Genomic DNA, 20383 nt, shown 5'->3' on the forward strand with positions numbered 1-20383 from the left:
CGGGTCGACAGACCATGGCGCTGGGTGCCACCCCGTTCACTCCATGCTGTCCCGGCTGTTTCCCGGGTGCTCCGTGTACTCCAGGTCTACTGGAGGCGGCCGAGGTCCGCCTCCGTGTCGATGTCGTACGGCTCCGCGATGTCCCCGCACTCGACGAGCGTGATCTCCGCCTCGTGGGCCTTCAGATAGGCGCGTGCCCCCCGGTCGCCCGTGGCGCTCGCCGCGATGTCCGCCCAGCGGTCCGCGCCGAAAAGGACCGGATGGCCCCGCTTTCCGTCGTACGAAGCCGCCGCCAGGGAATCGCCCGAACGGTGGGCGGAGAGCACCCGGGCCACCGCTTCGGGGCCGATGCCGGGCTGGTCGACCAGCGAGACGAGGGCGGCCCCCGACGCCTCGTCCGATGCGGTCAGGGCCTCGAGGCCCGCCCGGAGCGAGGAGCCCATCCCCTCCGCCCAGTCCGGGTTGTCGATGAGCACACAGCCCGCCAGGTCCGCGCGGGCCCGTACCTCCTCGGCCGCGGCGCCGAGCACCACGTACACCGTGCGGCAGCCTCCCTCGCGCAGGACCCGGACCGCGTTCTCGACGAGCGGGCGGTCGCGGTGCGGGAGCAGGGCCTTGGGGCGGCCGCCGAGCCGCCGCCCGCCGCCCGCCGCGAGCAGCAGTCCCGTGGCCTCTGCCGCATTTGTCGGTGGTTGCGTCATGCCCCCACATATACCTAATGCTTCTGTCGAATTCCGTCCGCGCAGTGGCGCACGACACACCGGATGGCGTTAACTGGCCCGCGAATCCCGGCAGTTGACCTTCGCTGCACGGGTTTTTGACACCTGCACAAGGACGTGCGTGGGGGAGGACTTTTGTTGCGAAGCGTGGAGCAGAGGGCCGTGGCCGGCAGTGGTGAGGACCCCAGAGTGAGCGAGTTGCGGGCGGCCGTGTCCCGGCTGCGCCGGGAGCTGGCCGGTCATCCGGCGGAGTTTCCCGACCGGGCCGTGGCCGAGGACGAGCTGGCGGCGCTTGACGCGATGGCCATCAGTGGCGTTCCGGAGGTGCCGCGGCTGCGCCGCTCGCTGCTGCTGATCGCGGGCTCGATCGGCTCGGTCAGCGCGCTGGCGGGCGCGGTCACCGACGTACGGAAAGCGGTCGAGTTATTCGGTGAGCCGCCGGGGCGGTACTGATCACCTGGAGGTCTTCCTGTGGCGGCTCGGCCTGAACTCCCCCAAATTCAGGCCGGGTTCACGCCACCCAGTGCGGCCGGTTCTGCTCGCCCGTGACGGCGGGCAGGCCCGCGTCCAGGGTCGCGGCAAGGCGGCGGACCGCCTCGTCCGTCCGCTCCGGTTCGTGCACGAAGGGAATGCGCAGCCGGTGTTCGTGCGTGCCGGGGTCGGCGGCGAAGCGTGAACCCGGCTGGATGTTCACGCCGTGCTCCAGGGCCGCCTGGGCCAGCGCTCCCGCGATCGGGCGGCCGAGGTCGACCCAGAGGCTGAGCCCGCCGACCGGCACCTGCCAGCGCCACTCCGGGAGATGACGGCTCAGCGAATCGGCCAGCGCGTCGCGCCGCCCGCGCAGCTCGGGCAGCCGTTTGGCCAGGACGTCGTCCATGCCGGGCAGCAGCGTCTTGGCGAGCACCTGGTCCACCAGCGAGGGCGCCAGGTCCACATGGATGCGCAGCGCGGCCAGCTCGTTGACGAGCCGGGAGCCCGCCCGCACCCAGCCGATGCGCAGCCCGCCCCAGTGGGTCTTGCTGAGCGAGCCGACCGTGACGATCTGCTCGGACTCGCCCTGGTGGGCCAGTGACACGAACGGCGCCGGGGCCGGTCCCTCCAGGGACATCTCGGCCATGGTCTCGTCGATGAGCAGCCAGGTGCCCGTGGCCCTGGCCGCGCGAAGGAGCCGGGTCCGCTGCTCGGCGCTCATCAGCGCGCCGGTCGGATTCTGGAAGTCCGGGATGAGGTAGGCGAGCCGGGGCGCGGTCTGGCGCAGGGTGCATTCGAGGAGCTCGATGTCCCAGCCGTCCTCGGTCACCGGTACGGGAGTGATCCGCAGCCCGGTGTGGCGCACCGCGTCCAGGGCGTTGGGGTAGGAGGGGCTCTCGACCAGGGCGCGGTCGCCGGGGCGGCCGAGGAGGTTCACCACCAGGGAGACCGCGGACTGGGCCCCGGTGGTGATCAGGATCTGCTCGGGCAGGGTGGGCAGCCCGCGCCGGGTGTAGCGCTCGGCGACGGCGGCCCGCAGCTCGGGCAGGCCGAGCGGGTGGTAGCCGTTGGTGGCGGCGTGGCAGGCCAATTCGGGCCCGGCCAGTTCGAAGGCGGCGGCCAGCTCGGCGGCCGGGGCGCACGGCGAGGCCATCGCCAGGTCGATGACGCCGTCCGGCGCCTGGTAGCGGGCCAGGCTGGCCGGGGTCGTGCCCTCGGGCAGCTCGGTCCAGGTGCCCGAGCCGCGCCGGCTCAGCGCGTACCCGCCCTCGCGCAGCAGGTCGTACGCCGCCGTGACGGTGGCCCGGCTGACCTCCAGGGCGGTGGCCAGCTCGCGCTCGGCGGGCAGCCGCGTGTGCAGCGGGATGCGGCCGTCGAGCAGCAGGGTGCGCACGCCCTGGGCGAGGGCGCGGTAGCCGGGGTGCGGGCCCGTGATGGCGGTGACCTGGGTGGCGAGCTGACGGCTGCCGAGCGTACGCGCGGTACTGCTGACGGTGTCCACGGAGCGGACCACGCGCATGCCTGCCATACCAACCTCCATGAATTGGCCCTGCCTTCCAGGCCAATCAGGGTACAGACTCCAGCCCTGTCAGCGCATTGGCCTGGAAGGCCGAGAAGGGTGAGTTGTCATGGAACGCGATGTGGCGGTCACGGACCGGTTCGAGCGGGAGATGCAGCGGCGTCGCGAGGAAGGCCCCCGAGGGATCTCGCTCGTCTGGTTCCGCGGGCTGCGGCTGCGCAAGGGGCGCGCGAAGTGACCGGGGGGCGGGTGGTCGTGGGCGTCAGCGGCTCGCTGGGCAGCCTCGCGGCACTGCGGGCCGCGGTCGACGAGGCCCGCAACAGCGGCCGCGCCCTGGTCGCGGTGACCACGTGGGAGCCGCCGGAGGGCGAGATCCTCTACGCACGCAACCCGGACAGCGCGTGGGCGGCGTACCACGAAAGCCTGGCGCGCGAGACGCTCGACCGGGCCGTCGAGGAGGCGCTCGGCGCACTGCCCGAGGACGTGGCCGTGCGGAAACTCGTCGTACGCGGCAAGGCGGGGCGGATGCTGTGCGCGCTCGCGGAGCGGCCCGGTGACCTGCTGGTCATCGGCGCGCGGCCCGGCGTGCGGCGCGCTCCGGTACGCCGTTACGTACAGCAGCACGCGCGCAGCGCCGTCCTCACCGCACCGGCGCCGCGCCTGTCCAGGCACACGGTGCGGGCCCTGAGGCACGCCCGGGCCGAGGACTTCGCCCTGCACGGGTGAACAGAGCAGGGGCCGGGCCGTACGGGGGACGGCCCGGCCCCCACCGGACCGTCCCCGCCCTTGGTCAGCCGCCGCCCCGGTCGTCGTCCGGAGCCAGGGCGGGCGGCGCCGACTGCGCGACCAGGCCGAGCAGTTCGTCCGCCGGATAGGTGCGTCCTGCCTCGGTGCCCGGGGGCGCGGGGGCCGCCGGGATCAGGGCGTCGGCCGCCTCCGTGTGCAGCCAGACCGCGATCAGGTGCACGGCCGGAATGTGCAGCAGCCGCACCTCGGCGTCGCCGGGGTGACCGCTCGCGGCGGCGAGCGCGGCCGCCGTGCCGGCCACGAACGGGCCGTAGCCCAGCTGGCTGAAGACGTGCTCGCCCGACGCGTCCCGTACGGTCTCGGCGAGCGCCACCGCATCGCTGCCGTGCCGGACCAGATAGCGCCAGGCGACCGGCTCCGCATCGGCCAGCGGGCCCGCGGGGCCGACGGTGTACATCAGCACCGGGTCCGCGAGGCGCAGCTCGTCCGGGGCGGCCGGCAGCAGGGTCTCGGTGCGGACCCGGCCGAGCCCGGCCAGGAGCCGGAGACCGGCCTCGGCCGCCTCGCGCGACTGCTCGGGGGGCTGTGGTGACTGCAGTGTCATGGCCGGTCCTAGCCCCTCGTGTAGTAGCTGTGCGTCCAGGTCCCGCTGCCCTGGTAGCTGGTGGCGAGGGTGTTGTACACCTGGTCGGACTTGCCGTAGATCGGGTCGTCCACGGCCACGATCGCCTGGTCCGCCGGGGCGTCCACGCCCATCGCGGTGCAGAAGTGCCCGCCGCCCGCCTTCCAGGCGATCCGGACGCACAGCGGCCGCCCCGCCTTGATCTCGCTCTCCACCTCGGCGAACTCGACCCGGTTGGTGACCATCCGGTCCAGGTGGCCGACGATGCTCAGCGGGTTGTCCAGCGGCTGCTGGCTGTTGCACGCGGTGCCGGACGCACCCGCCGGTGTGCAGCAATTGGTCTGACCCGTCTGGGAGTTGGCGACCTGGCACTGCGTCCACGTGCTGTTCGCGTTGTAGTAGAGCGCGATGCTCGTCGCGACCGCCGCCCAGCACCAGTTGGACTGGGTCTGCTTCTGCATGTTGAACGCGAGGCGCTGGTAGTCCCAGAGCCGGTAGTCCGGTTTGGCGTCCAGGACCGTGATGTCGGTGACGATGTTCAGGGGCGCGCCCCAGTCGACGGTCACCACGAACGTCACGCCGTGGTTGGGGTCGTACGGAGGCGAGTGCGGGCTGATGTTGCCGACCCGGACGCCCGCGTCACCCGTGAACCGGGGGCTGTGCTTGACGTCGTTCGGGTCCACCGAGTACTCGGACGCGGTGACCCAGACCGTCGAGTCGTGGTCGATCTCGTTCCAGTTGAAGTTCAGCACGGTACGGCCCTTGAGGCCGTGCCAGTACTGGCGCACGGTGCGTGGCATCGGACCCCCTCAGCCGTTCTGGTACTCGATGTCGACCGGCGGACCGTCCAGGACCGTGATGTCGGTGACGACGTGCAGGGGCGCGCCCCAGTCGACGTTCACGACGAAGCTGACGCCGTGGTTGGGGTCGTAGGGCGGCGCGTGGGGGCTGATGTTCTCGACGGTGATGGTCGCGGCGCCGACGAAGCGCGGGCTGTGCCGGGGGTCGTTGCCGTCCACGTTGTACTCGGACGCGGTCACCACGACCGTCGAGTCGTGGTTGATGGCGGCCCAGTTGAAGTTGAGCCTGCACCGCCCTTGCAGGTTCCACCAGTACTGGCGGCAGGTCTGGGGCATGAGGGCCTCCCTGCTGTCCGTGTCATGCCGGGGACAAGTCAGCAGCATGCCGGAACCCGGGGCGCCCGGACCCTGCCTTGCGGCCGGTGACCGCGAGGGACGGGAGCATTCAGCCCGGCTGGCGGATCAGACGGCGCGCACTCGCGGCGGCGACCGCCGCTGTGCGCGAGTCCACTCCCAACTTGGCGTAGATATGGACGAGATGGGACTTGACGGTGGCCTGGCTGAGGAACAACTGCTTGCTGATCTGCTGGTTGGAGAGCCCGTCGCCGACGAGTTGCAGCACCTCCAGCTCGCGCCGGGTCAGCGCCTCGGCGGGCGTACGCATCCGGTCCATCAGTCGGTGCGCCACGGCCGGGGCGAGCGCCGACTGGCCCGCGGCCGCGGTGCGCACCGCCGCAGCGAGCTCCTCGGGCGGGGCGTCCTTGAGCAGATAGCCCGCCGCGCCCGCCTCCACCGCGGCGAGGATGTCCGCGTCGGTGTCGTACGTCGTGAGCACCAGGACGCGCGGGGCGCCCGGCCGCGCCGTGATCTTCGCGGTCGCCTCGGCGCCGTGCATCCCGGCCCCGAACTGGAGGTCCATGAGAACGACGTCGTACGCACCGCAGGACGCGAGCTCCACGGCGCGCTCGGCGGTGGCGGCCTCCCCGGCCACCGAGAAGTCCGGCTCGGTGTCGAGGACCGCGCGCAGCCCGGCCCGCACGATGGGGTGGTCGTCGGCAAGCAGCAGCCGGATGGGAGCGGCGTTCACCGGGCACCCGCCACGGGCAGCGGCAGTGTGATCGCGACGGCCGTGCCCTGGCCCGGCGCCGACTCCACACTCAGCGTGCCGCCGAGCGACTGGGCGCGCGAGCGCATGGCCGGAAGGCCGAAGCCGCTGGTCTCCTCCTTCGGCCGCCGCCTCGCCGGGTCGAACCCGCGCCCGTCGTCGACGACGTCCAGGGCCACCGAGGTGTCCATGAAGCTGAGCGTGATCTCGGCGCGCCCCGCACCGGAGTGCTGCACGGTGTTGGCGAGCGCCGACTGCGCGATGCGCAGCAGCGCCACCTCGTACGGCGTCGGCAGCTCGACCGGGGTGCCGCTCACGCCGAACTGCACGGCCGGGCCCGGCGCCGCCGCGCACAGCCGCTCCAGGGCGCCGGACAGCGAGCCGTGTTCCAGGTCCGGCGGGGTCAGTGCCTTCACGAACCGGCGCGCCTCGGCCAGGTTGTCCTGGGCCGCCCGCCGGGCCTGCTCGACATGTTCGCGGGCCGGATCTCCCGCGGGCAGCGCGCGCTCGGCCGCGCGAAGCAGCAGCTGGATCGAGGAGAGGCCCTGGGCCAGCGTGTCGTGGATCTCGCGGGCCAGGCGCTCCCGCTCGGCAAGGGTGCCGGCCGTGCGCTCGGCCGCGGCGAGCTCGGCCCGCGTCGCCACCAGCTCGTCGATCAGCTCGCGGCGCCGCTCGCTCTCGCGGTACAGCGCGTCGTACCCGAGCACGGTGGCGACGGCGACCGCCGCTCCAAGGAGCGGCCCTATGAAGGCGCCCGGCGTGACCTGCTGCCCGTGCAGCAGGAAACTCGCGATGGCCGCGCCCGCCGTCGCGAGCACGGCGGGCAGCGCCCACCGCAGCGACAGCAGGTGGAGCAGCAGGAAGTAGAGCGGGAAGGCGGCCCACAGCGCCTCGGGGGAGAGGGCGAGCAGCGCCAGCCAGGACGCGCCGAGCGCCCCGAGCCACACCGCGGCCGCCGACGTCCCGGGCCGCACCGCGGGCAGCGCCACGCCCGCCGCGTACACCGCGGCCATCAGGACGACCGCCGCCACGACGGCCCCCGCGTGCGGCGCGCCGTCGCTGACGGCCCGTACCGCGGCGAGCGCGAGCAGCCCGCCGAGCAGCGCGTGCAGACACAGGCGCAGCAGGGCGGCGACGGGGGTGTGGGGGCGTGCGGAATCCATAGGCCTTCCAGCGTACGGGTGAGGCGGGCGGCCCCGGTCAACCGAAAGTTTGATGTGCGGATGCATCCTTCGATGCGGCGACACATGCCCGGGCGCGATGTTCCGGGCGGCTCGGGACGGAAGGCTTGGCCCCATGTTCGTCGCATGGAGAGACCTCCGGTTCGCCAAGGGCCGGTTCGCGCTGATGGGTACGGTCGTGGTGCTGATCACCCTGCTGGTGGGGCTGCTTTCCGGGCTCACCGCGGGCCTTGCCCGGGACAACACCTCGGCCGTCAGCGCCCTGCCCGCCGACCGGCTCGCCTTCGCCGCGCCACCCACCGGGCAGTCGGTGTCGTTCACCAACTCCGTCGTGCAGAGCGGCAGTTGGCACAAGTGGCGCCAGGCTCCGGGCGTGAAGGAGGCCCAGCCCATCGGTGTCTCCACGCTGAACGCCAAGGCGGGCGAGCGCACGGCCGCGGTGTCCTCGTTCGCGGTGCCGCCCGGCTCGGACCTCGCCCCGGCCGCGGTGCGCGCCGGATCCGTCGTCCTCTCCCGCGGCGCAGCCAAGGACCTGGCCGCGAAGGCGGGCGACACGGTGACCCTCGGCGGGAAGCGGCTGACCGTCTCGGCGGTGGCGGGCGAGGACTCCTACAGCCACACCCCCGTCGCCTGGACGGCGCTCGCCGACGACGCGCCCGCCACGGTCGTGGCGCTCACCCTCGACGGCGGCGCGGACCTCGCGGCCACCGACAAGGAACTCGGCACCTTGAGCCTGACGCTCTCCGACGCGCTCGCGGCGCTGCCCTCGTACAAGGCCGAGAACGGCTCGCTCCAGCTGATGCGCGGCTTCCTCTTCGTCATCTCGGCGCTGGTCGTCGGCGCGTTCTTCACCGTGTGGACGATCCAGCGCAGCGGCGACATCGCCGTACTGAAGGCGCTCGGGGCCTCGACGCCCTACCTCCTCAAGGACGCGCTCGGCCAGGCGGTCGTGATGCTGACGGTCGGCACGCTCGTCGGCACCGGGCTCGCCTCGCTCGCCGGAGGGCTCGTCGGCGGCGCCGTGCCCTTCGTGCTCGACCTCACCACGACGCTCGGGCCCGCCGCCGTCCTGATCGTCCTCGGCGTGATCGGCGCCGCCCTGTCCATCCGGCGCATCACCGCCGTCGACCCGCTGACCGCGCTCGGGAGTGCCCGATGACTGCCTCGACCCTGCTCCTCGACGACATCACACTGACCTACCCGGACGGCGAAGGCCGCCTCACCGCGCTCGACGCGGTCTCGCTCGCGGTCGACGCGGGCACCGTGACGGCCTGCGTCGGCCCCTCCGGATCCGGCAAGTCCAGCCTGCTCGCGGTCGCCGCGACCCTGGTCACCCCGGACAGCGGCCGCGTCGTCGTGGCCGGGACCGACACCGGCACGCTCGGCCCCGCCGAGAAGGCGGCGCTGCGCCGCGACCGCATCGGCATCGTCTTCCAGCAGCCCAATCTGCTGCCCTCGCTCACGGCCGCCGAGCAGCTCCAGGTGATGGCCCACCTCGCGGGCCGCGGGCCGCGCGAGGTGCGCGGGCGCGCCCTGGAACTCCTGGCCGCCGTCGGCCTCGCCGACCAGGCCCACCGCCGCCCGCACCAGCTCTCCGGCGGCCAGCGCCAGCGCGTCAACATCGCCCGCGCCCTCATGAACGACCCCGCCGTGCTCCTGGTCGACGAGCCCACCAGCGCCCTCGACCACGAGCGGGGCGCCGCGATACTCGACCTCCTGCTCACCCTCACCCGCGACCGCGGCACGGCCACCGTCCTGGTCACCCACGACCGCGCCCACCTGGAACGCATGGACGCCGTCGTGACCATGGCCGACGGTCGCCTGAGCGCGGCGCGCGCGGCAGCGGGCTGACGCCCGGGATCCGGGGCGGCACAACATTGGCCTGCGCATGGGCTGCTCCATACCGCCCGTGCGCCGGAGGTTCACCTCCGCGGCCACGGCGGTACACAGGGCGCCACTACTCATGAGCGCGCACCCCCCAAACCCCGGTTCCACCAACGTCAGGGGACACCTGTGAACCGCCCGCTCCTCCGGCTGGCCGCCACGTTCGGCGCGGCCGGCGCGCTCGCCGGAACGGCCGCGCTGCACGCCGACGCCACCCCGGCCCGCCCGCACCGAGCCGCCGCCCAGCACGTCCTGCTCATCTCCGTGGACGGACTGCACCAGGCCGACCTCGACCGGTACACCGCCGAGCACCCGCAGTCCGCGCTCGCCCGGCTCGCGCACGGCGGCGTGCAGTACACGCACGCGAGCACCACCACGCCCTCCGACTCGTTCCCCGGCATGACCGCACAGGTCACCGGCGGCGGCCCCGGCACCACCGGGGTCTACTACGACGACTCCTACGACCGCACCCTGCTCCCGGCCGGCACCACCGACTGCAAGAACACCGAGCCGGGCGCCGAGGTCGACCTCACCGAGGACCTCGACAAGGACAAGTCGGCCCTCGACGCCGGCCAGGGCCTGACCGGACTGCCCGGCAGCATCCTGAACATGACGGGCCGGCCCGCCACCCTGCTCAACCCCGCCGCGCTGCCCGTCGACCCGAAGACCTGCAAGCCACTCGCCCCGCACTCCTACCTGCGCGTCAACACCGTCTTCGACGTGGCCCGCCGGGCCGGGCTGCGCACCGCCTGGTCGGACAAGCACGCCGCGTACGACATCCTCGAAGGGCCCTCGGGGAACGGCATCCAGGACCTGTTCACGCCCGAGATCAACTCCGACGCCATCGGCTACCCCAAGGGCACCGACTGGACCAAGGACAACAAGGCCACCCAGCAGTACGACCATTACAAGGTCCAGGCCGTCCGCAACGAGATCGACGGCTACGACCACAGCCGCAGCCACCGCACCGGCACCCCGGCGGTCTTCGGCCTGAACTTCCAGTCCGTGTCGACCGCGCAGAAGCTGCCCGCATCCGACGGTCTCAAGGGCGGGTACGCGGCCAAGGGCGTGCCCGGGCCGCTGGTCGAGAAGAGCATCGACTTCGTCGACTCCGAGCTCGGCTCGCTGGTCGCCGAGCTCAAGGCCCGCCACCTCGACACGAGCACGACGATCGTCCTGTCCGCCAAGCACGGCCAGTCGCCGACCGACCCGGCCGCGCTGACCCGTATCGACGACGCGCCGCTGCTCGCCGGACTCGACGCGGCGTGGAAGAAGGCTCACCCGGGCGCCGGCGACCTCGTCGCGCACTCCGCGGACGACGACGGCGTGATGCTGTGGCTGAACGACCGCACGCAGGCCGCCGCCGACTTCGCCAAGGCCTACCTGCTGGCCAAGGACGGCACCGGCACCGACATCGACGCCAAGCCGAAGGCCTTCACCGCCAGTGGTCTGGCCAAGGCGTACGCGGGCAAGGAGGCGGCCCGTTACTTCGGTGTGCCGACCGGCGACGCCCGAGTCCCGGACGTCTTCGGCGTCGCACAGAACGGCGTCGTCTACACCGGCGGCACCAAGAAGATCGCCGAGCACGGCGGCGCGAACGCCGACGACCTCGACGTCCCGCTGGTCGTCTCCGGCGCGGGCACCCCGGCCGGGGTGCGCGAGACCGGCCGCGTCCACACGACGCAGATCGCGCCCACCATCCTGGCCCTGCTCGGCCTGGATCCGCGGGACCTGGAGGCCGTACGGCGCGAGCACACCCGCGTGCTGCCCGTGCGCTGAAACGCCGGTGGGCCCCCTGCCGCAGTCGACAGGGGGCCCACCGGGGCGGCTCAGGCCTGCGCGCCCGTGTTCGCCAGCGCCGTCGAGAGCTCCTGGGCGATGCCCTGGAGGATCGGGACGATCCGGTCCGTGGCCGCCTCGGTGACCCGGCCGGCCGGGCCCGAGATCGAAATGGCCGCCGCGGTGGGGGAGTTGGGCACCGACACCGCGAGGCAGCGCACCCCTATTTCCTGCTCGTTGTCGTCCACCGCGTACCCGGCGCGCCGCACCTGCTCCAGGGCGTCGAGGAAACCGTCCGCCGTGGTGATCGTCTTCTCCGTCGCGGCCGGCATGCCGGTACGGGCGAGCAGCGCGCGGACCTCCTCCGGCGGGGTGTGCGCGAGCAGCGCCTTGCCCACGCCCGTGGAGTGCGGCAGCACGCGGCGGCCGACCTCGGTGAACATCCGCATCGAGTGCTTGGAGGGCACCTGCGCCACGTACACGATCTCGTCGCCGTCGAGCAGCGCCATGTTCGCGGTCTCGCCGGTCTCCTCGACCAGGCGCGTCAGATACGGCCGCGCCCAGGTGCCGAGCAGACGGGAGGCCGACTCGCCGAGGCGGATCAGGCGGGGGCCGAGCGCGTACCGACGGTTGGCCTGCTGGCGTACGTAGCCGCAGGCCACCAGCGTGCGCATCAGACGGTGGATGGTCGGCAGGGGAAGGCCGCTGCTCGCGGAGAGCTCGCTGAGGCCGACCTCGCCCCCGGCGTCGGCCATCCGCTCGAGGAGATCGAAGGCGCGCTCAAGAGACTGGACTCCTCCGCTGGCGGCGGAGGGCTTGGAGGCGTCGGTGGTGCTGGCGCTTGACGTCGGCACGGCGCGTTCCTTTCGGTACTGGCAGGCGAAGGAGCAGACTATCGGGCGGTTGTCCGGCCTACCCTGGACAGGTCAGGTGTCCTGGCCGGTCAGAGCGGGTTTGTCCGTTCGTTCGCGGCACCCCGTGGCGATACCTACATTTTGCTGGGTGAAATTCTAATTCCATTCTGTGGAAACCTCCAAGACCCGCGTCCGTGTCGGCCGTCACTCGTCGGCCACTCTTGACGGCTTCGTCGACGGCGGCGCAAACTCCTTCAACAGATCGTTGAATTCCGGTGTACGGAAAAGTTCCGGAGTACGGAAGTTTCCGCTGGGAAGTGAGGGCTCGGGTGTCCGACGTCAACCTGGTACTGCGCTCGACGCGCGTCATCACCCCCGAGGGGACGCGCCCGGCGACCGTCGCCGTCGCCGACGGGAAGATCGCGGACGTACTGCCGTACGAGGCCGAGGTCCCGGCCGGCGCGCGCCTGGAGGACTTCGGTGACGACGTGCTGCTGCCCGGCATCGTCGACACCCATGTGCATGTGAACGACCCCGGCCGCACCGAGTGGGAGGGTTTCTGGACGGCCACCCGCGCGGCCGCCGCCGGAGGCATCACCACCCTCGTCGACATGCCGCTCAACTCGCTGCCGCCGACCACCACGGTCGAGAACCTGCGGGTCAAGCAGGAGGTCGCCGCGAGCAAGGCGCACATCGACACCGGCTTCTGGGGCGGCGCGCTGCCCGACAACGTCAGGGACCTGGGGCCCCTGCACGAGGCCGGCGTCTTCGGCTTCAAGGCGTTCCTCTCGCCCTCCGGTGTCGAGGAGTTCCCCGAGCTCGACCAGAAGCAGCTGGAGCGCTCGCTCGCCGAGATCGCCGGGTTCGACGGCCTGATGATCATCCACGCCGAGGACCCGCACGAGCTGGATGCCGCCCCGCACCTGACAGGGCCCAAGTACGCCGACTACCTGGCGACCCGGCCGCGCGTCTCGGAGAACACCGCGATCGAGGGCCTGATCAACGCGGCCAGGCGCGTCGGCGCCCGCGTCCACGTCCTGCACCTGTCCTCCTCGGACGCGCTGCCCCTGATCGCCGCCGCCAAGCGCGAGGGCGTCAGGCTCACCGTCGAGACCTGCCCGCACTACCTCACGCTCACCGCCGAGGAAGTCCCGGACGGGGCGAGCGAGTTCAAGTGCTGCCCGCCGATCCGCGAGGACGCCAACCGCGACCTGCTGTGGGACGCGCTGGCCGACGGCACCATCGACTGCATCGTCACCGACCACTCGCCCTCCACCGCCGACCTCAAGACCGCCGACTTCGCCACCGCCTGGGGCGGCATCTCCGGTCTCCAGCTCAGCCTCCCCGCGGTCTGGACCGAGGCCCGCAAGCGCGGCTACACCCTGGAGGACGTCGTCCGCTGGATGTCGACCGCGACCGCGAACCTGGTGGGGCTGACCCAGAAGGGCGCCATCGAGGCCGGCCGCGACGCCGACTTCGCGGTGCTCGCCCCCGACGAGACCTTCACCGTGGACCCGGCCGAACTCCAGCACCGCAACCGCGTCACCGCCTACGCCGGCAAGACGCTGCACGGTGTCGTCAAGTCGACCTGGCTGCGCGGCGAGCGCATCCAGCACGACGGCGTCATCGCCGAGCCCACCGGCCGCCTGCTCGAAAGGAACAACTGACACCGTGAGCACCCTTCCCTCCTTCACCGGTGACGCCAGCCCCTTCGGCGGCGGCGACCCGTACGCCGACTACCGCACCGCGGACTTCGGCTTCACCCAGTACGCCGACCTCGCCGACCGGCGCCTCGGCGCGGGCGTGATCGCCGCCAACGACGAGTTCTTCGCCGAGCGCGAGAACCTGCTCAAGCCCGAGGCCGCCGAGTTCGACCCCGAGCACTTCGGGCACAAGGGCAAGATCATGGACGGCTGGGAGACCCGGCGCCGCCGCGGCGTCTCGGCCGCGCAGCCGCACCCCACCGACGACGACCACGACTGGGCGCTCATCCGCCTCGGCGCGCCCGGCGTGATCCGCGGCATCGTCGTCGACACCGCCCACTTCCGCGGCAACTACCCGCAGGCCGTCTCGGTCGAGGCCACCTCGGTGGCGGGCTCCCCCTCGCCCGAGGAGCTGCTCGCCCCCGACGTGAAGTGGGTAACTCTCGTACCCCGTACGGCGGTTGGCGGCCACGCGGCCAACGGCTTCGCGGTGGACGTCGAGCAGCGCTTCACCCACCTGCGCCTCAACCAGCACCCCGACGGCGGCGTGGCCCGCCTGCGCGTCCACGGCGAGGTCGCCCCCGACCCGCGCTGGCTGGCCACGCTCGGCACCTTCGACCTCGCGGCCCTGGAGAACGGCGGCCAGGTCGAGGACGCCTCCGACCGCTTCTACTCGCCCGCCACCAACACCATCCAGCCGGGCCGCTCCCGCAAGATGGACGACGGCTGGGAGACCCGGCGCCGCCGTGACAAGGGCAACGACTGGATCCGCTACCAGCTGGCGGCCCAGTCCGAGATCCGCGCGATCGAGATCGACACGGCGTACCTGAAGGGCAACTCGGCGGGCTGGGCGGCGCTCTCGGTCCGCGACGGCGAGTCGGGCGAGTGGGCCGAGGTGCTGCCCCGCACGCGCCTGCAGCCCGACACCAACCACCGTTTCGTCCTGGACGCCCCCGCCGTGGGAACCCATGTGCGGATCGACATCTTCCCCGACGGCGGCATCTCGCGCCTGCGCCTCTTCGGCTCCCTGACCGCCGAGGGCTCGGCGCGGCTCACCGCCCGCCACCAGGAACTGGGCGGCTGACCCGGCCCGTTCCCCCAAGAACAGGGCGGCACGACACCCGCCCGCAGCCGCGAGGCACCCCGGCCCGACAGCACCGGGGTGCCTCGCGTTCTTGTGCGTGCGCGCTAGGCCGCGTAGCCGCCGTCCACCGACAGCTCCGCGCCCGTCACATACGCCGCGCCGTCACCCGCGAGGTACGTCACCATCGAGGCGACCTCGTCGGCCGTCCCGTACCGACCGAGCGAGGTCATCGCCGCCTGGTCGGCGGCCGTCGGCCCGTCCGCCGGGTTCATGTCGGTGTCGATGGGACCCGGGTGGATGACCGTCGCGTTGATCCCGCGGCCCCCGAGCTCCCGCGCCAGCGCCTTGGTGAGGCCGATGAGGGCCGACTTGCTCAGCGCGTAGAGCGTGCCGCCCGGACCCGGCACGCGCTGGGCCATGCAGGAGCCGATCGTGATGATGCGGCCGCCGCGCGGCAGGCGGGCAGCCGCGGCCTGGGAGGCGAGGAAGACACCGCGTACGTTCACCGCGAGCACCCGGTCGACATCGGCCGGGCTGAGCCGGTCGAGCGGGGCGAGAACGCCCACGCCCGCGTTGTTGACGAGGATGTCGAGGCCGCCGAAGGCCTCGGCCGTCCGCTCGACGGCGTCGGCCGCATCCGCCGACGCGCCGAGATCCGCGCGCAGGGCGAGCCCGCGCCGGCCCATCGCCTCGATCTTCGCGACGACCTCGCGGGCCGCCTCCTCGCCCTGGACGTAGGTGACGGCGACATCGGCACCCTGCTCGGCGAGCCGCAGCGCGGTGGCGGCCCCGATGCCCCGGCTGCCACCCGTGACCAGGGCCTTCTTGCCATTGAGCGCGTTCATGATGAGGTCCTTTTCGTCGGATTTTCCTGAACCGTGTTTGGTTGCGGGTTCAAGCAAAGCCGTCGCGAGGCCCCCACGCTGGCGGGCTTCGGACACCGAGTCCCCGGGATCGGAATCTGTCCCTCCGTGTCGTACCTTGACCACCGGCACCACCACCCCCGCACGCCTCAGGAGACCGGCCGTGACCCTTCAGCAAGAGATCGTCGGCAACGCCATGCAGATGGCCGTCGTGAACCTCACCCCCGGCCAGACCGTCTACTGCGAGGCCGGGAAGTTCCTCTTCAAGACCGCCAATGTGTCGATGGAGACCCGTCTTTCCGGCCCCGACCGGGGCGGCCGCGACCAGGCAGGCCAGGGCGGCGGAGGCCTGGGCGGGGGCATGGGCGGCATGCTGCGCCAGGCCATGGGCACCGCGATGCAGGTCGGCCAGCGCGCACTCGCCGGCGAATCGCTCGCCTTCCAGTACTTCACCTCCACCGGCGGCGAGGGCACGGTCGGCTTCGCGGGCGTGCTGCCCGGCGAGATGCGCGCCCTCGAACTCACCGGAAACCGCGCCTGGTTCGCCGAGAAGGACGCCTTCGTGGCCGCCGAGTCCACCGTCGACTTCGGCATCGCCTTCCAGGGCGGCCGCACCGGAATGAGCGGCGGCGAGGGCTTCATCCTGGAGAAGTTCACCGGCACCGGCACTGTGATCATCTGTGGCGCGGGCAACTTCATCGACCTCAACCCGGCGGACTTCGGCGGCCGCATCGAGGTCGACACCGGCTGCATCGTCGCCTTCGAGGAGGGCATCGAGTACGGGGTGCAGCGCATCGGCGGCCTCAACCGCCAGGGCCTGATGAACGCCGTCTTCGGCGGCGAGGGCCTCTCGCTCGCCACCCTGGAGGGCAACGGCCGCGTCATCCTCCAGTCCCTCACCATCGAAGGTCTGGCCAACGCCCTGAAGAAGGCCCAGGGCGGCGACAAGCAGGGCCCCACGGGCGGGCTCTTCTCCACCCACGCCGGATGAGGCGCGGCGCCGGGCGATGAGTTCCGGGCGAGCGCGGGGTCTCACCTGATGCGACCGGCGCGGCACGACCGCGCCGGAGCACCCCTCGGGAAGGCTCGGACCATGAAGCTCACCTTCACCTCGTTCCTCACCCTCGACGGCGTCGTCCAGGCCCCCGGCGCGCCCGAGGAAGACACCGGCAACGGGTTCACCCAGGGCGGCTGGCTGGTCCCGTTCGCCGACGACACCTCGGGCCGGTACGTCGCCGAGTGGTTCGCCGACGTCGACGCGTTCCTCCTCGGCCGGCGCACCTACGACATCTTCGCCTCGTACTGGCCGCGCGTGACCGACCCGGACAACCCGGTCGCGACCCGGCTGAACGCGTGCCCCAAGTACGTCGTCTCCAACACCCTCAAGAACCCCGAGTGGCACAACACCACCGTCATCGCGGGAGCGGAGGCCGACGTGGTCGACGAGGTCCAGGCGCTCAAGGACCGGGCGGGCGGCGAGCTCCAGGTGCACGGCAGCGGCACCCTCGCGCTGTTCCTGATGGGCCACGGCCTCATCGACGAGTACCGCCTGTGGACCTTCCCCGTCGTGCTCGGCCACGGCCGCCGCCTGTTCACCGACGGCGTCCCGCCGACCTCCTTCGAACTGGCCGACACCCGCACCACCCCCACCGGCGTCATGGTCAACAGCTATCGCCCCACCGGCCGTCCCCAGTACGGGAGTTTCGACCTCACCGACGAGTGAGGGCCGGTGTCCGGAACCGCCCTTCCGGGGCCGATCATGTACGGGTACGGTGATCGTTCCCCGTGCGAGCCGCCGACGTCTCCACACCCCCGTACCGTCTGGAGACCGGTCCCGTGTCGTCGATCGCCGTTCCCTCCGCAGGCCTCGCCCCGCGCCGCGCCTGGCTCACCGACCTGCCGGTCCTCCTCGTGGCCGTCGTCTGGGGCGCCAGCTACCTCGCCGCCAAGGACATCACCACCGCTCACACCGTGACCGCCGTCCTGGTGCTGCGCTTCGGGCTCGTCGTGCCGGTCCTGGTGGCCGCCGGATGGCGCGGCCTGCGTGCGCTGACCGCCGCCCAGTGGCGCGGCGCGGGTCTGCTCGGCCTCGTCCTCAGCGGGATCTTCCTCCTGGAGACGTACGGCGTCGTGCACACCTCGGCCACGAACGCCGGGCTCATCATCAGCCTCACCATGATCTTCACTCCGCTCGCGGAGGCCGCCGTCACCCGCCACCGAGCTCTCGGCTTCGCTCGGGCAGGGGGGACCCCCACCCGGCCGCCGCGCGCCTTCCTCGCGGCGGCCGCGCTCTCGGTGGCGGGCGTGGTCCTGCTGACCCAGGGCGGCGGCTTCACCGCACCCTCGGCGGGCGACCTCCTGATGCTGCTCGCGGCGCTCGCCCGTACCGCGCACGTCCTGTTCATGGCCCGCGTCAAGGCGGTCCAGGACGCCGACTCGCTGTCGCTGACCACCGTCCAACTGGGCGGCGCCGTCGCGGTGTTCGCGGTCCTGGCCGCCGCGCCCGGCACGGGGGACGCACCCTGGACGGTGGCCGCGGGCTTCGGTGTCCGCGAGTGGAGCGGGCTGCTGTTCCTGTCCGTGTTCTGCACGCTGTTCGCGTTCTTCGTGCAGATGTGGGCGGTCCGCCGCACCTCCCCGTCCCGCGTCAGCCTGCTGCTCGGCACCGAACCGCTGTGGGCGGCGGCCGCCGGCATCGCGCTCGGCGGCGAACGCCTGGGCGCACTCGGCCTGTTGGGTGGAGTCCTGGTCCTCGTGGGCACCAGCTGGGGCCGCCGGGCCGCGGCCTGACTACTTCTTCGCGGCCCGCTCCGACGCGATGAGCACCGCCATGCCCGCGACCGCAAGGACGATGCTCGCGAACACCTCGTGGCCCTCAAGCGCATCGGGACGGTGCACCAGTGTCCACAGGCTGAACCATCCGGTCCACTCGTGCACCAGGCCTCCGACACCCTGGAGCAGCAGAAGGAACCCGGCGACCTCCAGAAACTTCCTCATGGCCCGAGCCTGCGCCGGTCGGCCGGGCCACCGCGTCGGCCATCGGGACACCGCCCCCGCGCCCAAAGTCTGTGTCCGTACGACTTTGGTAGCGTCCCGCGCCCGCATCACGCCGCGGGCCCGCCGGGCTGCGTAACTTTGTCGACATGACACGAGCCGGACCCGAGTTCCACTGGCTGCTGCCGTCGGCGGTGGCCGACCCCGAACTGCCCGGCGACCGGGCCCGGCCGCGGCGCACCGTACGCGACTGGGTCGTCGACATCTGCGCCTTCCTGGCCGCCGCCCTCATCGGCATGCTCACGGCCGACGCCCTCGACAAGACGCCCGGCCACTCCGACACCGTCCTGCTCCTCGACCAGCTGGCGGGCGCCGCGGCCTGCTGCGCGGTGTGGCTGCGCCGGCGCCGGCCGGTGGGGCTCGCGGCGGTGCTCGCCGTGGTGTCGGTCGTCGCGCCGGTCGCCTCGGGCGGGTTCCTGGTCGCCCTGTTCAGCCTTGCCGTGCACCGGCCGTTCAAGCCCGCCGTGCTGGTGGTGGGCACCCTCGCCGTGGCGAGCTCGCTGCTCCAGCCCGTGGTCCGCCCCGACCCGACCACCAGCTTCCTCACCAACGCCGTCGTGGGCACCGTCCTGATCCTGCTGGTCACCGGATGGGGCATGCTCGTACGCTCCCGGCGCCAGCTCGTCCTGGCGCTGCGCGAGCGGGCCGCCCGCGCCGAGGCCGAGGCGGCGCTGCGGGCCGAGAACGCGCAGCGCCTCGCCCGCGAGGCCATCGCCCGCGAGATGCACGACGTGCTCGCCCACCGGCTCACCCTGCTCTCCGTGCACGCGGGCGCCCTCGAATTCCGGCCCGACGCGCCGCCCGCCCAGGTCGCCCGGGCCGCCGGTGTCATCCGGGACAGCGCACACGAGGCGCTCCAGGACCTGCGGCAGATCATCGGGGTCCTGCGCAGCCCCGGCGAGGGCGCCGACGACCGGCCCCAGCCCACGCTCGCCACCCTCGACGCGCTCGTCGCCGAATCGCGCGCGGCCGGGATGAAGGTCGCCCTGGACAGCCGCATCCCGGATGCCGGGGGCGTTCCCGCCGCCACCGGGCGCAACGCGTACCGCATCGCCCAGGAGGCCCTCACCAACGCCCGCAAACACGCGCCCGGCGCCGAGGTCACCGTCACCGTGACCGGCCGCCCCGGCGAGGGACTCACCGTCGAGGTCCGCAACCCCGCGCCCCCGGGACCCGTACCCGAGGTCCCCGGATCGGGGCAGGGGCTCATCGGGCTCACCGAACGCGCCACCCTGGCCGGCGGCCGGCTCGACCACGGGCGCGGGCCCGACGGCGGGTTCTCGGTGGTGGCCTGGCTACCGTGGCCCTCATGACCATCCGCCTGCTCATCGTCGACGACGACCCCCTGGTCCGCGCCGGACTCACCTTCATGCTCGGCGGCGCCGAGGACATCGAGATCGTCGGCGAGGCGGCCGACGGCTCCGGGGTCGGTCGGCTGGCCCGGGAACTGCGCCCGGACGTCGTCCTGATGGACATCCGCATGCCCCACGTCGACGGCCTCACCGCCACCGAGACGCTGCGCGCCCGTCCCGACGCGCCCGAGGTGATCGTCCTGACCACCTTCCACGCCGACGAACAGGTGCTGCGGGCGCTGCGCGCCGGAGCCGCCGGATTCGTCCTCAAGGACACCCCGCCCGCCGAGATCGTCGCCGCCGTACGCCAGGTCGCGAACGGCGATCCGGTCCTGTCCCCGGCCGTCATGCGGCAGTTGATGACCCAGGTGTCGACCGCGGCACCCGGCGACCGGGCATCCCGCGCCCGAGCGCGCATCGCGCAACTCGCGGAGCGCGAACGCGAGGTCGCCGTCGCCGTCGGCCGGGGCTTCTCCAACGCCGAGATCTCCGCCCGCCTGTATCTGAGCGTGCCCACCGTGAAGTCCCACGTCTCCCGCGTCCTGGCCAGGCTCGGCCTCAACAACCGGGTCCAGATCGCCCTGTTGGTGCACGACGCCGGGCTGCTCGACGATCCGGACGGCACCGTAGGCTGACCGGAACCGAA

23 protein-coding genes are annotated in these 20383 nt (G+C 72.7%); 13 read left to right on the forward strand and 10 right to left on the reverse strand.

Features of this window, described 5'->3' with window-relative positions:
- Positions 1 to 86 precede the first annotated feature (86 nt).
- The gene (locus ABD346_RS13555) at positions 87 to 701 is read right to left on the reverse strand and encodes a nucleotidyltransferase family protein (protein ID WP_344374786.1); all 615 of its coding nucleotides are present in this window, start codon (positions 699 to 701) and stop codon (positions 87 to 89) included.
- Positions 702 to 854: 153 nt separating this feature from the next.
- Here ABD346_RS13555 and ABD346_RS13560 point away from each other — a divergent pair, with 153 nt between their 5' ends.
- A complete protein-coding gene (locus tag ABD346_RS13560; RefSeq protein WP_344374788.1) occupies positions 855 to 1172 on the forward strand; it encodes a DUF5955 family protein in 318 nt (105 codons plus the stop codon).
- Positions 1173 to 1230: 58 nt separating this feature from the next.
- On the opposite strand, the gene yczR is transcribed toward ABD346_RS13560, so the two are convergent.
- Positions 1231 to 2718, reverse strand: coding sequence for a MocR-like transcription factor YczR (yczR, locus tag ABD346_RS13565; protein ID WP_344374790.1), 1488 nt, complete (start codon positions 2716 to 2718; stop codon positions 1231 to 1233).
- 100 nt (positions 2719 to 2818) lie between these two features.
- On the opposite strand from yczR, the gene ABD346_RS13570 reads away from it, so the two are divergent.
- Positions 2819 to 2947 carry a hypothetical protein gene (locus tag ABD346_RS13570; protein WP_344374792.1) on the forward strand — a complete coding sequence of 43 codons (129 nt, stop codon included), beginning with the start codon at positions 2819 to 2821 and terminating at the stop codon, positions 2945 to 2947.
- Positions 2944 to 3435 carry a universal stress protein gene (locus ABD346_RS13575; RefSeq protein ID WP_344374793.1) on the forward strand — a complete coding sequence of 164 codons (492 nt, stop codon included), beginning with the start codon at positions 2944 to 2946 and terminating at the stop codon, positions 3433 to 3435. Before ABD346_RS13570 ends, ABD346_RS13575 begins: the two co-directional genes overlap by 4 nt.
- A gap of 64 nt (positions 3436 to 3499) precedes the next feature.
- On the opposite strand, the gene ABD346_RS13580 is transcribed toward ABD346_RS13575, so the two are convergent.
- From ABD346_RS13580 to ABD346_RS13600, 5 genes are all read right to left on the reverse strand, one after another.
- Positions 3500 to 4060 (reverse strand): hypothetical protein, encoded by a 561-nt coding sequence (locus tag ABD346_RS13580; protein ID WP_344374795.1) that lies wholly within the window; start codon positions 4058 to 4060, stop codon positions 3500 to 3502.
- A gap of 8 nt (positions 4061 to 4068) precedes the next feature.
- Positions 4069 to 4878, reverse strand: a complete 810-nt coding sequence (locus ABD346_RS13585) for a papain-like cysteine protease family protein (protein ID WP_344374796.1) — start codon at positions 4876 to 4878, stop codon at positions 4069 to 4071.
- A gap of 9 nt (positions 4879 to 4887) precedes the next feature.
- Positions 4888 to 5214 (reverse strand): hypothetical protein, encoded by a 327-nt coding sequence (locus ABD346_RS13590; protein WP_053725847.1) that lies wholly within the window; start codon positions 5212 to 5214, stop codon positions 4888 to 4890.
- Positions 5215 to 5323: 109 nt separating this feature from the next.
- Positions 5324 to 5965, reverse strand: coding sequence for a response regulator (locus ABD346_RS13595; RefSeq protein ID WP_344374798.1), 642 nt, complete (start codon positions 5963 to 5965; stop codon positions 5324 to 5326).
- Entirely contained in the window at positions 5962 to 7146 is a 1185-nt protein-coding gene (locus ABD346_RS13600; protein ID WP_344374799.1) for a sensor histidine kinase, read from the reverse strand. Before ABD346_RS13600 ends, ABD346_RS13595 begins: the two co-directional genes overlap by 4 nt.
- Positions 7147 to 7279: 133 nt before the next feature.
- On the opposite strand from ABD346_RS13600, the gene ABD346_RS13605 reads away from it, so the two are divergent.
- From ABD346_RS13605 to ABD346_RS13615, 3 genes are all read left to right on the forward strand, one after another.
- Positions 7280 to 8323 (forward strand): ABC transporter permease, encoded by a 1044-nt coding sequence (locus ABD346_RS13605; RefSeq protein WP_344374801.1) that lies wholly within the window; start codon positions 7280 to 7282, stop codon positions 8321 to 8323.
- Positions 8320 to 9015 carry an ABC transporter ATP-binding protein gene (locus ABD346_RS13610; RefSeq protein ID WP_344374802.1) on the forward strand — a complete coding sequence of 232 codons (696 nt, stop codon included), beginning with the start codon at positions 8320 to 8322 and terminating at the stop codon, positions 9013 to 9015. Before ABD346_RS13605 ends, ABD346_RS13610 begins: the two co-directional genes overlap by 4 nt.
- 162 nt (positions 9016 to 9177) lie before the next feature.
- A complete protein-coding gene (locus tag ABD346_RS13615; protein WP_344374803.1) occupies positions 9178 to 10827 on the forward strand; it encodes an alkaline phosphatase family protein in 1650 nt (549 codons plus the stop codon).
- 50 nt (positions 10828 to 10877) lie between these two features.
- Here ABD346_RS13615 and ABD346_RS13620 read toward each other — a convergent pair whose 3' ends face one another.
- Positions 10878 to 11681: an IclR family transcriptional regulator gene (locus ABD346_RS13620; RefSeq protein WP_344374804.1), complete on the reverse strand. Its 804-nt coding sequence runs from the start codon at positions 11679 to 11681 to the stop codon at positions 10878 to 10880.
- A gap of 329 nt (positions 11682 to 12010) precedes the next feature.
- On the opposite strand from ABD346_RS13620, the gene allB reads away from it, so the two are divergent.
- Both allB and alc read left to right on the forward strand, forming a co-directional pair.
- Positions 12011 to 13348, forward strand: coding sequence for an allantoinase AllB (gene allB, locus ABD346_RS13625; RefSeq protein WP_344374806.1), 1338 nt, complete (start codon positions 12011 to 12013; stop codon positions 13346 to 13348).
- 4 nt (positions 13349 to 13352) lie between these two features.
- Entirely contained in the window at positions 13353 to 14468 is a 1116-nt protein-coding gene (gene alc, locus ABD346_RS13630) for an allantoicase (RefSeq protein ID WP_344374807.1), read from the forward strand.
- 104 nt (positions 14469 to 14572) lie between these two features.
- Here alc and ABD346_RS13635 read toward each other — a convergent pair whose 3' ends face one another.
- Positions 14573 to 15313, reverse strand: a complete 741-nt coding sequence (locus ABD346_RS13635) for a 3-oxoacyl-ACP reductase family protein (protein ID WP_344374808.1) — start codon at positions 15311 to 15313, stop codon at positions 14573 to 14575.
- Between the two features lie 181 nt (positions 15314 to 15494).
- Here ABD346_RS13635 and ABD346_RS13640 point away from each other — a divergent pair, with 181 nt between their 5' ends.
- The 3 genes from ABD346_RS13640 (at position 15495) to ABD346_RS13650 (ending at position 18121) form a co-directional block, all read left to right on the forward strand.
- The gene (locus ABD346_RS13640) at positions 15495 to 16322 is read left to right on the forward strand and encodes an AIM24 family protein (RefSeq protein ID WP_344374810.1); all 828 of its coding nucleotides are present in this window, start codon (positions 15495 to 15497) and stop codon (positions 16320 to 16322) included.
- Between the two features lie 102 nt (positions 16323 to 16424).
- Positions 16425 to 17054 carry a dihydrofolate reductase family protein gene (locus ABD346_RS13645; RefSeq protein ID WP_344374811.1) on the forward strand — a complete coding sequence of 210 codons (630 nt, stop codon included), beginning with the start codon at positions 16425 to 16427 and terminating at the stop codon, positions 17052 to 17054.
- 113 nt (positions 17055 to 17167) lie between these two features.
- Positions 17168 to 18121 (forward strand): DMT family transporter, encoded by a 954-nt coding sequence (locus ABD346_RS13650; RefSeq protein ID WP_344375136.1) that lies wholly within the window; start codon positions 17168 to 17170, stop codon positions 18119 to 18121.
- On the opposite strand, the gene ABD346_RS13655 is transcribed toward ABD346_RS13650, so the two are convergent.
- Positions 18122 to 18328, reverse strand: a complete 207-nt coding sequence (locus ABD346_RS13655; RefSeq protein ID WP_344374813.1) for a hypothetical protein — start codon at positions 18326 to 18328, stop codon at positions 18122 to 18124. It lies immediately after the preceding gene.
- A 146-nt stretch (positions 18329 to 18474) separates the two neighbouring features.
- On the opposite strand from ABD346_RS13655, the gene ABD346_RS13660 reads away from it, so the two are divergent.
- Positions 18475 to 19698, forward strand: coding sequence for a sensor histidine kinase (locus tag ABD346_RS13660; protein ID WP_344374814.1), 1224 nt, complete (start codon positions 18475 to 18477; stop codon positions 19696 to 19698).
- Positions 19695 to 20372, forward strand: a complete 678-nt coding sequence (locus ABD346_RS13665) for a response regulator transcription factor (protein WP_344374816.1) — start codon at positions 19695 to 19697, stop codon at positions 20370 to 20372. Before ABD346_RS13660 ends, ABD346_RS13665 begins: the two co-directional genes overlap by 4 nt.
- Positions 20373 to 20383: the final 11 nt, after the last annotated feature.

Origin of the sequence: Streptomyces mauvecolor (assembly GCF_039532965.1) — a bacterium.
In the GTDB taxonomy this organism is placed as follows: domain Bacteria; phylum Actinomycetota; class Actinomycetes; order Streptomycetales; family Streptomycetaceae; genus Streptomyces; species Streptomyces violascens.